Source organism: Arthrobacter sp. I3, from assembly GCF_000520575.1.
Taxonomy (GTDB): Bacteria; Actinomycetota; Actinomycetes; order Actinomycetales; family Micrococcaceae; genus Arthrobacter; species Arthrobacter humicola_A.
The window spans coordinates 1-11,894 of record NZ_AZSB01000505.1; the positions used below are offsets into that span (position 1 = coordinate 1).

Below are 11,894 nucleotides of genomic sequence, written 5' to 3' on the forward strand. Positions count from 1 at the left end.
CAACTCAGAAGAAAGGCGTGATGATCATGCGGACGGGTCAGGCGTGAGGAGTTCGCGATAGTCTCCCGACGGGTCGCCCGCCCACTGTCGAGTTTCGCGAAGCTGCCCAAGCATCTCCTCCTGCTGGCTTGCACTGGCGCTATGCCATTGCGTGAGCGATGTCGTCATGAGCGATGTAGCAGCAGTCAGGGTCTGCAAGGGAAGTCTCTCAGCGGTCGGGTGCTTCCACTCGATGGCGGCTTGCTTCGTGAGCTCCCAAATGAGATATGTCCAGGACTCGAGTTCGTCCATCAGACCCGGCGAATCGGAGTCAAAGAACATACGCACGCGAGCAGACTCCATCTGCACAAATGCATCCTCGATATCGCCGCCCCGCCGAAACGTGTTCGCGCAAGCTTCCACAGCTGTAACGAGATCTGCTGTCGCGGCAAAGTATCGCCCCTTTGATGCCTCAGCTCGCTGTGCTTCGAGCTGGAGCGCCATCGAACTCCGTTGTTCAAGTAGTTCGCGCTGGTATTGGAACCTTTGGTCCCGGGAAGCGTTCGCCGCAAGCCTCCGCTGCTCGGTCAGTGCGTCCAGAGCTAAGTCGCGTTGTTCCTGAAGTGCCAACGAGGCTAGGCGCTGCTGTTCCTCCAATGCAGCATCGGCCAAGCCCTGCTGGTGATGGTTTGCCAGCGAGACGACAAGCAAAGCCACTCCAGCCGCAAGGACAGCACTCGCTAGCGCGCCGATCATGCCGTTCCAAAACGCGATCCACGTGCCACACGAGATCCAAAGCGCATCGCCACAAACAATCAAATCCATCCCCGGATCCTATACGCGGGCGGCCTGTTGGGCCGACCGAGAAAGGACCAGTAGTGGCTAGGCAATACGGGTAGGTCAAGGTGGGCATGGCCTTTCCGGGGGAATAAAGCTCAGGCTGCGATTTGAGTCATGGGTTGTCCGGCGTAGAACCATGGCGTTCCTGAAAACAGCGCAAAAGCAGAGTCGGTCACGGGGGAGCTCGCCGACCTGATGGCCGGCTCTGTGGAGCGATCCGGCCTAGCGCTTAAAGAATCCTCGGGCGTCAGCCGCCCTTAGGACGCGTTGCGGGCGCGGCGCGAAGCCCGAACCTACACATGTACCTCCCACATCCTTGCATTGGTAATCCGCGTCGCCACGCTTCATGCCCCGCTTCTTTTGGGTGACGATTCAGGAACTCTCGCTTGGGTTGTTTACTATCGGGTATCACTCACACCTGCAGGGAGAAATATCTTGAAGAAAACGTGTGCCGTTTTGGCATTGGCGGCGCTGACTCTAGCCGGCTGCAGCGGCGGAGGACAAGCAACCGCTGCCGCGACCGAATCGGCGACAATCACGGCGAGCCCGATGCCGACGCCATTGCCGACCATCATGGCCAATGACGAGGCCGGAAAAAAGTACATGTCCATCGTCTGCCCGACAAATACCGCTATTGACCAACTCAACAAGGCTGTAGAGACACAGCCGTTCAACGTCAAGGCGTCAACGACTGCGGCGGCAGCTGCCCGTGACAGCTACCGGAAGCAAATCGAAGCCTTTTCAGATGAGAAAGTCTTGTGGCCCGCCACCGTTAAGGCCGACATAGCCAAAATGGCCGAGGAAACGTACTCGGACTTGACCGGCGCCGCCAATCTCGCAAGTCAGACGACGGAGTCGAACTTCAATGCGGCTTGGAACGCGTGGACCAGCTCGACGGCTACCGTCACGGCCCAGAAGGTTCGGTTGAAGCTTGGACTCTCGTCCGACGCCATGGGGAGCTGCAAGACGAAGTAGGCAGACAAAGGGCGCAACCTCCGCGGAGGTTGCGCGAGCTCCACGCTGTTGAAGGCCGCACTTTTCGAACGTGTCCCGGGGCGGCCCGACGTCGCATGTTGCGTGCAGAAAAGCGGGAAGACCAAACATGCGACGAGACATGGGGCGCTCCACTGGGCTCCGTGGGCCTTTCGGCACCAGCTCGGCTCAAACCCGAGCCTGGGCAACGGCGACGACGTTTGTAGCGTCCAACTCACTCGCCTTCACTTTGGCAGTGCGAAGTCAGCGCACCAGTCGCCGGCCATCAGCCGACCCTCGCGGACGGTGATCTCGGAGACGCGCGGCCCGGCGCCACTGTTCGCTGGCACGCGGTAGGCCGCCGCAGGGTCAACCACGACGGCCGCAGCGGGCTTCGCGGTAGCTGCTGGTGCCGGCGCCGCCTTCGGCGCGCCGCACGCAGAGAGGCAGTAGGCGGCGATCGCGAGGGTGATGGCGACGGCTTTCCGGTGGCGAATCATGGCTGAATCGCAGCCCATGACTGCCGTTACAAAATCGTTACCAAGTAGCATGTCGGCATTTGGGAAATCCGACACCCACTTTAAGTTAGAAGCTAGTTAAAGAGTTGCTAGTTGCGAGCAACCCTCAGCAGGCCGTAGGCGAAGCCTAAAGGCCTGGCTGGTAGTTGATTGCAACCAGCAACAGTAGCTAGTGACTTGCTGCTCGTGGCGTTTGGACCCATCGAGTCATCACATAAGAAGCATATTCAACAAGAACAGCTGGACCATCAAGGTCTGGCTGTTTTTGTTTACCCATTAGTCAATGCTCGTCAATACCGAGAGGGAGGCCCATGCCCCTGCTTCAAGGGGAACAACACCCCCACCACAAACTGACCGCCGAGGAAGTGCTGACCATCCGCGCCAGCTACATTCCCGGTCTCATCACCCTGGCCGATTTGGCCAGATGCTACGGCGTCAGCAAACAAACAGTGAGCGTCATCCTCAGCGGACGCTCATGGCGATGGCTCACGGAAGGGACTTCCGAGCCATGACACGCATCCACCCCATCAAACCCTCATGCATGACTCCGGCCACCGCCGGCACTTCAACGAAGGTAGGACACTAATCATGGCTGGACTCGACGACCTCTCCCGCGGCGAACTCAAGGACATTCTGCGGCGCCTCCGCACCTTGGAGACAGCGTCTCCCCTGCAGAACGCGTCCATTGGTTCCAATGGTCTGCGAGTGTATGACGGCGGTGTAATCACGATCCAGAATGGTGGTTTGTCGGTCACGGGTACGGCGTCGATTACGGGCACGCTCCAGGCTGACGGCACCGTGGCATTCACTGGCACGTTTACTCAGTCCGGACCCACCACGTTCACGGGCGACACGAAGCTAAACGGGCCGACCCACATCAACGGGACAACCGACATCGCGGGGAACGTGACCGCGACCGGAACATTCACCAATAACGGGCCGACCAACCTCAACGGCCCAACGAAGACAACCGGCACGCTCTCAGTTGAAGGCGTCACCACGTTGAAGAACGACCTCAACGTCACCACCGGCGGCAAGGTAAAGGTTGGTTCAGCGATGACCCTGGATCCGTCCGTCTCATCCGGCGCACTTGTCTTCTCCAATGGCGCACAGGTGTTCACCGATGCGACAACGATCCAGATGTTCAAAGGGACGAGCGCCGTGCAGGTAGCGAACGGCACGGCCACCTTGCAGGGGAATGGCTCGAACTACATGCGCTCAGACTCGGCCGCCGGCAACACCATCGCCGGCCCACTTAAGAACACCTTCCACAGCACCATCAGCGGCGTCGCCGCCAACGTCTACATGGACCCGGTTACGGGAGCCATCAAGCGGATCGTCTAGCTGACTAGCTGAAGACCAGCCCCTCACCAGCCCGCTCGTGGCTGGTTTTTTATGCCCAAAAACAGCCTAGGAGGCTCATTTGCTCTTGCCCACAAACATCTCCAGCGGCACCGTCACCGGCCAGTTCATCGTTGGCGTCAGGGACGGGGCTGATGATGACCATGAGCCGGACAGCATTCCGGCCGCCGGCCGGGTCAGCTTCACGGCATCGGTCCCCTACCTTGTAGACCTGACGGCCACCCCCAACCCGGTCACGATCATGGTCACGACCGTCGAGGGCGTGCTTGACTCCGAGGGCTACCTCTGCACGCCAGTGCAGAACACCTTCGAGCCCGCCTATCGCGGCGTCCGGCTGATCGCCACGGATGACCCGGACCTCAGCATCACCGACTGGACGTGGACAGCGACTTACAGCTTCACGTCACCCGGCGGCGCGCCCGCCGGCCACAGCTTCTCGATGGCTTCCGACGGAACGATCGACCTCACGACTGTCGTGCGCATCCCCGCCTCCGATGGCATCGGCATCGAGCAGGCAGAGGCGCTAGCCGCCTCCGCTCATGCCGCAGCAGTAGAAGCAGCAGAATCGGCCGCAGCTGCTTCGCAGGCGGCGCTGGACGCCGCAGGGGCAGCGCAGGTGACGGACGCAGGCATCAGTGCCCTTGTGGCCAATCCTGCCAGCGCTACGGCTATCGAAGTGACCGGCCTCGTGGCTGACGCCACGGCCAACAAGCTCAGCACGGACGATGCCGTTGGTATCTACCAGTCCCAGGCGGCCCTTGACGCTGCTGCTGCGGCGAAGGTCAACACCGCCGGCACGGCAACGAACACCGCCGTGAAGGCCATCGCTGACAACTCCGCATCCGGCAAGCTCGATGCCTCCGAAAAGAACGCAGCAGACGGAGTCGCCCCCCTCGGACCCGACTCCAAGGTGCCAGAAGCGAACCTGCCGGTCTACGTTGCGCCTGGCGCAGTCAATGCCCCGGCATCCCAGCCGATCAGCTTCGAACAGTTCCCGTTCGCCGCCGCTGGTTTCGCTGGGGCCAACACGTCCACGATCACGCAGGACGCGATCACGACTGCGCCGAACGGCAACTCCTACGCGGTCTACTGGGACGCGAACCTTGAGCCGCGCATCGCGGTGAAGAAGCCGGAAGTTGGAACGTGGGACACGTTCTCACTGGCGGGGGCGACCGGTTCGACCTTGACGAAAATCAAGATCATTGACGGCCACCGCAGCATGGTTGTCGCGGTGGACGGCGACGGGTACATTCACGTATCCGGCAACCACCACGTTGACCCACTCCAGTACATTCGTTCGGCGACCCCCTACGACGTGTCATCGTGGGTTTCGCCCGGCATGACCGGAGCCAATGAGGACAAGGTCACTTACCCGCAGTTCGTGCGGCTCACCTCTGGAGACCTCCTGTTTTTCTGGCGCAATGGTGACGGCTCCGGCGACGGCAACCACTACATCAACCGCTACTCAAAGGCGACGAAAACGTGGGCACGGGTGGCGCAACTGTTCGTCGGCACGCTCCCCGCGGTGAACCCCAACCAGTGCGCCTACATCAACCGGATCGGCTACGCGGGCGGCAAGCTCCACGTTTTCTACATGTGGCGCGACACCCCCGACGAAACCACCAACCACGACTTAGGCTATGTGTGCTCAACCGATGACGGCGTGACCTGGAAGACGGCCGGGGGCGCAACCCAGGCCCTGCCGATCCCGCCGAGCAACATGGCGCCGATCATCGTGGCAGGAGCCCCCGCGGGGCTCATTAACCAGCAGGGCACGTCCATTGACTCATCTGGCAACCCCCACGCCATTTTGCGGCTCGGCATCAGCGGCGCCAGGACCCTGAATCACATCTACTGGACCGGCACCGCATGGGTCAACGATGTAGTACTGAACACCCCGTCTGCCATGGGCCGGCCCGGCCTGTACTCCACCACCACCGGCAAAACCTACGCCCTCTACGGACAAGGGGTAAACACCTACTCGCTGCGGGTATCGCCCACCATCGGGACGCCCGTTCCGCTCTACGGATTCAACCAGGGCTCATGGGCACCGACCTATGACGCGTTTGCACCGGCCAACAAACTCCGCATGATCCTGTCTCCGACGAACCTGTCTGAGGCCGATCAGGAAGCGGCCTATATCGGTGTCCTCACCGTGGACATGACCATGGTGGATGCGCTGCCGGAAAACAGGTACGTCGCTCCCCCGGTGTCGCCGCCACGGCAGGCCTCCACCACGGTGCAACGGGCACAGATGAACGCCATTGCAAACAGGTACGAACCAGCCGGAGCGATAGCGTCCACCTTGGACCGGCGCATCATCTCATCAACAGTCCTGTCCCCGCTAACCTCGGGCACGTTGCGCCTCAACGCTCTCTGGCTTCCGAAGGGCACCGTCGTGACGTCGCTGACCTTCCTGTGCGGCACGGGCGCTACTACCCTCACGGGCCGCTGGTTCGCACTCTACGACGGTGCTGGGAACAAGCTCCGCGTCACGGCGGACGACACAACAGGCTGGGCTGCGGGCGTGGCTCTGACCCTCAACCTGTCGAGCGCGTACACGGTCCCGGCGGACGGGACCTACTACGCCGCCATCTGCGAAGTGGCGACAGCATGCACCTCACTGCGCGGCGTGACGGGGAACAGCAACGCCATGTCCCTGCCGCCAGCGCTAGCAGCCAACGGCGCGGCGGGGCTCACGACGGCCAGCACGGCGCCGACCAGTACTGCCCTCACGGGCGTGGCCTGGCTCGCCTACGCCTACGCCAAATAGCACGAATGACACCACTCAACCCCCAAGGAGTACGCGTGACCACGATTCCCGACCAAACCGACGACGCCAGCACCCAAACCGGGCGCGTCAATGTGTTCAAAGCACGATGGCTGGCCACCCTGCGCACCACCCCCGGTCTCAGCGCCGGGGACAATCGCGTAGGTGAGTGGCTGGCAAACAATCTGCATGGGGGAACCACTGTGCTGCGCACGTGGCAACAGATGCGCAACGAGCTGCGCCTGCCGAATCACGCTGCAGGCGTTCACCTGACAACGCTGGCCCGGTTGGGTTTTGTCGGCGAGCGCATCCGGACCGGACCTAACGCCGGGTTCCCGCTCGAGCTGCCCCTGCCTACGTCAGCAGTGGAACGCACCGTCAGCAGCTACGAGACGCGCGCCGAAGTCGAAGCCAGGAATGCCCGCCGCGCGGCTGGCAAGCGGGCTGCTGACTTGCGGGCTGACGCCAAACGGGGCGTGCACGCCTAGTGCAGAGCGCTACTGAGGACGCCGCCGCCTACGCACTGCGCCAAGTGCGAGAGGCGGCGGCGCGGCGTGCGTTGCCGTACTTCCAAAAGGACACGTACCAAACGGCAGTGGCTGCAGCGAAGTTGCGACCGTCCGAGAAGCGCACGATGACCGCAATGCTAGACACGGTCAACCCTGACGGCCTCACGTCTGTCGATCGGGAGACGATCGCTGCCGACACCGGGCAGACGACTAAGACCGTCACCCGCCATTGGGAGCGGGCAAGGGCTGCTGCACTACTGGCCAGCAAGCAGCGGTTCAATGCGTCCAGCGTTCATCTGGCCACAGTGCCGGGCTCCAGTGCCGGCCTCCCCGAGTGGGCCGCCTGGGGCAGGCCGCTTCAGGGCCACTTCTGGACTGACGCGGAACTGGAGTGGTGGTCTGCGGACGCCTCCCTTGACGGCAGGAATGCGCCGTGGGGAGACACTCACCCGCCGTTCTAAAAATGTCCTTCTATATAAGCAGCTTCCGCTGAACACGGCTCCGCCGGTTCAGCGGAGAGGTGAAGAACAGGGGCACTGCGGAGCTACGTAGCAACCTGCTCGCAATCTCGCCCATCAACACGGCGGCTGTCCCGGCCCTTCAGGGGTCCGGATTGCCGATTCGTTGCCCTGTGAACCGGCGACACTATTGCACCGCTAGCAGAAAGGGCGTCGGCGCCAGCCGAAAGCCCGTACCTGATTCAGACGTGCACGCCATCCCATAACCATTTCTTACCGCTGAGGGCGTCAGCCCGTCAGCGGTAATCACCTACAGAAAGACTTCATCATGACTGCCTCAAACCTGACCGCCGCCAAGGCTGCTGCTACTGCAACCGCTGCCGATCTCGAAGCCGTCAGCCGGCGCCTGGGAGTCGCCACCGCCGCCCATGCAGAAACCTCCGCTGAACTTTCCAACGTCCTTGCCGCTGACGCGGCCGGCGAAGCCGTGGCCGTGGCTCACGACGTCGCGGTGCTGCGGTCTGAGCTTGACCTGCGCGCATCACGGGTTGCCGCGCTGAAGGTGAACCTTGCCAGCGCCGCCGATGCCAACCGTCAGGCAGGCTTCCGGCTGCGCGCCGAGACGCTGAAGGCTGACAAGGCGATTCTCTCCACCACAGCTGTTGACTCTCTGGTGGAAGACGCCAGCACTGCCGTGGCCGCAATCCTCCGCAAGCTGGGAGCCACGCTTACCGCTGGCAACGAGGCGAACGCAGCGGCACTGGCCGAAGCCAAGGCGCTGAACGAGGCCGGAGCCCTGGGCCAGGGCCTACAGGTATCGGGTGCCACGCAGGCACCGACGCTGTCCGTCAACGGCGCGCAGCTCGTGGACTTCATCAACATCACGGCGCGGCTTGAGGCGGTGGGCAAGGTTGCCGCCTTCACCGTCACGGAAGAGCTGCGGGAGCCTGCACGAGCCGCCCGGCGGGCCAAGGAAGCGGCCGACGCCGAGCGGGACGCCAAGTACAAGGCAGACCTGCGTGCCATGCAGGAGCGCAACACGACGCGGATCGACGTGTCAGCGCTGTAGCCCAGCATTACCAGCGCGGCCCCCCCGGGGGCCGCGTGCAACCACCTCATGACGAACAAAGAGAGGATTGCCGAGTGAAAAGTATTGTTGAACAGCTTCGACTCCGTGAAGAGCGGAATGAATGGGCAACTGTTTCCGTGTCACTACTGCTGTGGTCGGACGGGACGGTGACCTGGCAAGAGCTCGAATCCACCTGAGAGGTAAGGCCGCCCGGCGGCAACCCCATTGATTCGCCTATCTTGCGGCTGCCAGGATTTCCTGCACAACGACGGTTTTCCACACCATGCCGATGTCCGACTCTTCGCTAATTCTCCCGGAGTAAACGCCCAGCAATTCCATGATTGGTGCAGTGTAAGTAATGCTGTTTCCGGTCTTGAGCGTAATCGGCTGGAACTTTGGATTATAAAAGACAACAGGCGATCCAGACTGCCCCTTCCTAGTTCTGCTATCAATAAGGAAGCGCGGCCAGTCTCCATAGTCCACGTACGGTTCGGACGCTATGGTTCCCCGAGCCCAGATGCCGATCCCCCCGGCGGAAGCTCTGCCGAACGGAAACCCGATTATGTTCACGTTGGTTGAGGGACTCAACAAGGGTGCATTCGGGCCTTCCTCAAGGGAGTAGGAATACAGGTCAACACCGTCAGTTTGGGTCAGCGGCAGGGCGACAACATCCACAGCACGTCCACCCACCGGATGCTCAAGCCACAGAGCGTTTTCGTTCTCATCCACCACCGACTCGGACCTGTGTTCCCAAGTGCCAATAGCGCCCGCCCTATTGTGCAGGATCACTACTTGGTCAGGTGTCACTCCGTGGCTAGACAGTACGTCGTTGGTTTCAGGATTACGCCCGGCTAAGTTGTGCCAATTAGTGATCAAATACGGCTGGTCTTCATGCGTAACGACAAAGCCCGTACCTGTTGCAAGGCTCTTCCCCTTCCACCTCATTTCTATACGCAGGGACATCAGCGACGGTTTTGCGAGCTCGATTGGTGCCATTGCGCCATTGAACCGCATCCGTGGTTCAGCAGGCGAACCGCACCGCCGGGGATGTCGACTGCCTCAAGGCCCCTAGCGGGCTCGACGCTAGAACACCACGACCCAAGGGACTGCCCCATGTACGTACCGACCGACTGGACCGCCACCACATGCACCGCCGACGGATGCGACAGGCCCCGCACTGGCGTGTTCCACACGCTCTGCCGGACACACTACGAGTCGGCGCGACGGCAGCGGAATGCCGAGCTTGCGCCGCTGGGCTTCGTAAAGGGGTGCAGCGTGGCCGAGTGCGACCGGCCGCACCACGCTACCGGCCTCTGCCGCCTGCACTACAACCGCCAGATCACAACGGGCTCAACGGAGTTGAAGCCCAAAGCGCCAGCGAAGCCAAAGCCGCCGTGCTCGGTCGAAGGATGCTCGAGGGATGCCAAGACGCTGGGTTATTGCGGAAGCCATTACTCAAACTTCCGGCGCCACGGCGTAGCCGTCGTGGCCAACATGCGCGGGCCGCGTGATGAAGCCAAGCTAGACAAGTTCGCCCGCCACCTGACCGCCGACGATGAGGTGGGCTGCTGGATTTATGCCGGCATCGTCAATGGCGACGGCTATGCCAAGTTCAACCTTGGACAGGGCCGGGGTGAGGTCAGGGCTCACCGTTGGCTCTATGAGCAGTTGACTGGCAGGGTGCTTACGCCCGAGGTCCAGCTTGACCACGGCTGCACAGACTGGGACAACGACCCGAAGAGGAAGCGCTGTGTGCGTCCCAGTCACCTAACGGAAGTCGACCAGGAGCAGCACACGAGGAACACCGCTGCACGCAGGGCGGCACCGGCGGGCCAGTGGTACAAGCCCAACGGCACGCCGCGCTCGTTGGCTGAGGTTGGATTTGCGATCACGCATCAGCTGCCCATGGTCTGGAATCGGTAGCAATCAGTCAGCGGGGAGCCCTTCGGGGCTCCTCTGCTGGCATAGCAACCGCTAGCTGTGTCGGGTTCGTGGACCTGACAACCCGAGAGCTACCTCAGCCGCTGTGACTCCCGGGAAGAGGGAAAAGCACGGCCGAGGGGCACCCCCCACCCCTTCACCTGGCGACGCAGCCAAGCCCTCGCTGTCGGCCCTGCGCCTTAGTGTGCGGGCATGGTGAAGATAGACGCAGAGGCCGTCGGCAAGATGCTAGACGAGCTACTGGCGCCCGCTAAGCGGCCAGCATATGAGGACTGGGAGCCATACCATGAGCTCCTCATGCCGGCGCCGCTCTGCTCGTGTGCATGCCATTAGACAGCCAGCTACAGCCCTGAGCCTGACCGCATGCATGACAAGAGGCCAGGTGCGTAGCTACCTGGCCTCTTGATCAATTGGAATGCGGTTGCGTGTGGCTTGCGTCTAAGCGTCTGTCACATCAGTGAAAGCCACGGCCCGCAATGGTCGCCTTGCACCCTTGCCACTTGAGCCCGTCTCTTTCACCTGTCCAGTTCGAGTGCGCCTCGCAACCTCTTCGACAAGCGCAGAGAAGGGAATGTCGGCGAGCACAACTGCCGCCGACTTGCCGGCACCTAGCGATCCTGACGACACCCCAGCTCCGCCTGCCAGCTTTTCTAGTATGGCGCGACGGGCATCGGGCATCGGTGCATAGCCATGCTCGTACTTGCGAAGCATAGCCACTGATACACCCAGCGACTCGGCAACCTTTTGCCGCGTGACGCCGGTCCTCTCTATCAGCTCTGAAATCTTTTTAGCTTCCATGAACCGCTACTTTACGCGGAAGTAGCGCTACTAAACAGCCGTCTCAGGGATTAACCTTCGCTGCCTAGTTGCGCTAGTAGCGCTAGTCATGCAATAGTTGATTCATCAGCCCGAAGCGGCAGCAAGTCGCCAGCTGAATAACTGAATAGCCAACTGAATAGGAACTAACGAATATGCGGTACCCAACGAATCGCCGGCTTGACCGGTTGTTATTAGGCGGCAGGTGGGGCAATGAGAACTGCCCCACCGCGCCGGCCTAGAAGTCCAGAAAGGGACAAAGCCATGATTGATCTTGTAGATTTCGGCGGCACATACATCTCCTTGAGCAGCATTCACGCAGTACAGGATGAGGTCGAAGACGACAGGACCACTGGCGTGGTCTTCATCGAATACGGGCCGCACGGTGCCCGCGCCAGCTTTGAGGGCAGCGCAGCTGACGTCATGCGAATCATTCAGGATTGGCAGCGCAAAGCCTCGGCACACACCCTCGGCCAGCAGGCGCCGCAGCCGATCCTGGCATCGGCCTAGACGATGGCGAAAGAGGAATTGCCCGCCGTGGTTGAGACGCCGTGGAGCAGGAACGATGAACTGAACTGGTCCACTGATCGCGCTGTACTCCGCGACCTCAAGAAGCGAGGCGAGGAGCCCTCCGAGTGGCTGGCCGCCGAGCATCGCGAA

Annotated in this window: 13 protein-coding genes; 9 read left to right on the forward strand and 4 right to left on the reverse strand. The window is 61.7% G+C overall.

Features of this window, described 5'->3' with window-relative positions:
* Positions 1 to 24: 24 nt before the first annotated feature.
* A complete protein-coding gene (locus Y706_RS0101635) occupies positions 25 to 804 on the reverse strand; it encodes a hypothetical protein (protein WP_028275218.1) in 780 nt (259 codons plus the stop codon).
* 450 nt (positions 805 to 1,254) lie between these two features.
* Here Y706_RS0101635 and Y706_RS0101640 point away from each other — a divergent pair, with 450 nt between their 5' ends.
* Positions 1,255 to 1,794: a hypothetical protein gene (locus Y706_RS0101640; RefSeq protein ID WP_156945030.1), complete on the forward strand. Its 540-nt coding sequence runs from the start codon at positions 1,255 to 1,257 to the stop codon at positions 1,792 to 1,794.
* A 242-nt stretch (positions 1,795 to 2,036) separates the two neighbouring features.
* On the opposite strand, the gene Y706_RS0101645 is transcribed toward Y706_RS0101640, so the two are convergent.
* Positions 2,037 to 2,291, reverse strand: coding sequence for a hypothetical protein (locus Y706_RS0101645; protein ID WP_216699089.1), 255 nt, complete (start codon positions 2,289 to 2,291; stop codon positions 2,037 to 2,039).
* A 329-nt stretch (positions 2,292 to 2,620) separates the two neighbouring features.
* Here Y706_RS0101645 and Y706_RS0101650 point away from each other — a divergent pair, with 329 nt between their 5' ends.
* From Y706_RS0101650 to Y706_RS0101675, 6 genes are all read left to right on the forward strand, one after another.
* Positions 2,621 to 2,821 (forward strand): LacI family DNA-binding transcriptional regulator, encoded by a 201-nt coding sequence (locus Y706_RS0101650; protein WP_028275221.1) that lies wholly within the window; start codon positions 2,621 to 2,623, stop codon positions 2,819 to 2,821.
* 76 nt (positions 2,822 to 2,897) lie between these two features.
* Positions 2,898 to 3,653: a hypothetical protein gene (locus Y706_RS0101655; RefSeq protein ID WP_028275222.1), complete on the forward strand. Its 756-nt coding sequence runs from the start codon at positions 2,898 to 2,900 to the stop codon at positions 3,651 to 3,653.
* 79 nt (positions 3,654 to 3,732) lie between these two features.
* Positions 3,733 to 6,444 (forward strand): BNR repeat-containing protein, encoded by a 2,712-nt coding sequence (locus Y706_RS27350; RefSeq protein WP_028275223.1) that lies wholly within the window; start codon positions 3,733 to 3,735, stop codon positions 6,442 to 6,444.
* Positions 6,445 to 6,479: 35 nt separating this feature from the next.
* Positions 6,480 to 6,929 (forward strand): hypothetical protein, encoded by a 450-nt coding sequence (locus Y706_RS0101665; RefSeq protein ID WP_028275224.1) that lies wholly within the window; start codon positions 6,480 to 6,482, stop codon positions 6,927 to 6,929.
* 146 nt (positions 6,930 to 7,075) lie between these two features.
* Positions 7,076 to 7,411 carry a hypothetical protein gene (locus tag Y706_RS0101670; protein WP_156945032.1) on the forward strand — a complete coding sequence of 112 codons (336 nt, stop codon included), beginning with the start codon at positions 7,076 to 7,078 and terminating at the stop codon, positions 7,409 to 7,411.
* A 325-nt stretch (positions 7,412 to 7,736) separates the two neighbouring features.
* Positions 7,737 to 8,477: a hypothetical protein gene (locus Y706_RS0101675; RefSeq protein WP_028275226.1), complete on the forward strand. Its 741-nt coding sequence runs from the start codon at positions 7,737 to 7,739 to the stop codon at positions 8,475 to 8,477.
* Between the two features lie 234 nt (positions 8,478 to 8,711).
* Here the strand turns inward: Y706_RS0101675 and Y706_RS23010 are convergent, their stop codons facing one another.
* Positions 8,712 to 9,473, reverse strand: coding sequence for a trypsin-like peptidase domain-containing protein (locus Y706_RS23010; protein WP_162159049.1), 762 nt, complete (start codon positions 9,471 to 9,473; stop codon positions 8,712 to 8,714).
* 117 nt (positions 9,474 to 9,590) lie between these two features.
* Between Y706_RS23010 and Y706_RS0101685 the strand changes: the two genes are divergently transcribed.
* Positions 9,591 to 10,400, forward strand: coding sequence for an HNH endonuclease (locus Y706_RS0101685; RefSeq protein WP_028275227.1), 810 nt, complete (start codon positions 9,591 to 9,593; stop codon positions 10,398 to 10,400).
* Positions 10,401 to 10,856: 456 nt separating this feature from the next.
* Here the strand turns inward: Y706_RS0101685 and Y706_RS28570 are convergent, their stop codons facing one another.
* Positions 10,857 to 11,216: a helix-turn-helix domain-containing protein gene (locus Y706_RS28570; RefSeq protein ID WP_156945033.1), complete on the reverse strand. Its 360-nt coding sequence runs from the start codon at positions 11,214 to 11,216 to the stop codon at positions 10,857 to 10,859.
* Positions 11,217 to 11,498: 282 nt separating this feature from the next.
* On the opposite strand from Y706_RS28570, the gene Y706_RS0101690 reads away from it, so the two are divergent.
* A complete protein-coding gene (locus Y706_RS0101690; RefSeq protein WP_028275228.1) occupies positions 11,499 to 11,744 on the forward strand; it encodes a hypothetical protein in 246 nt (81 codons plus the stop codon).
* Positions 11,745 to 11,894: the final 150 nt, after the last annotated feature.

Excerpts from the sequence above, each read along its gene's own strand:
- Y706_RS0101635 (WP_028275218.1), bottom strand. The coding sequence starts at position 804 with ATGGATTTGATTGTTTGTGGCGATGCGCTTTGGATCTCGTGTGGCACG.
- Y706_RS0101645 (WP_216699089.1), bottom strand. The coding sequence starts at position 2,291 with ATGATTCGCCACCGGAAAGCCGTCGCCATCACCCTCGCGATCGCCGCC.
- Y706_RS0101650 (WP_028275221.1), top strand. The coding sequence starts at position 2,621 with ATGCCCCTGCTTCAAGGGGAACAACACCCCCACCACAAACTGACCGCC.
- Y706_RS0101655 (WP_028275222.1), top strand. The coding sequence starts at position 2,898 with ATGGCTGGACTCGACGACCTCTCCCGCGGCGAACTCAAGGACATTCTG.
- Y706_RS0101670 (WP_156945032.1), top strand. The coding sequence starts at position 7,076 with ATGACCGCAATGCTAGACACGGTCAACCCTGACGGCCTCACGTCTGTC.
- Y706_RS0101675 (WP_028275226.1), top strand. The coding sequence starts at position 7,737 with ATGACTGCCTCAAACCTGACCGCCGCCAAGGCTGCTGCTACTGCAACC.
- Y706_RS23010 (WP_162159049.1), bottom strand. The coding sequence starts at position 9,473 with ATGGCACCAATCGAGCTCGCAAAACCGTCGCTGATGTCCCTGCGTATA.
- Y706_RS0101685 (WP_028275227.1), top strand. The coding sequence starts at position 9,591 with ATGTACGTACCGACCGACTGGACCGCCACCACATGCACCGCCGACGGA.
- Y706_RS28570 (WP_156945033.1), bottom strand. The coding sequence starts at position 11,216 with ATGGAAGCTAAAAAGATTTCAGAGCTGATAGAGAGGACCGGCGTCACG.
- Y706_RS0101690 (WP_028275228.1), top strand. The coding sequence starts at position 11,499 with ATGATTGATCTTGTAGATTTCGGCGGCACATACATCTCCTTGAGCAGC.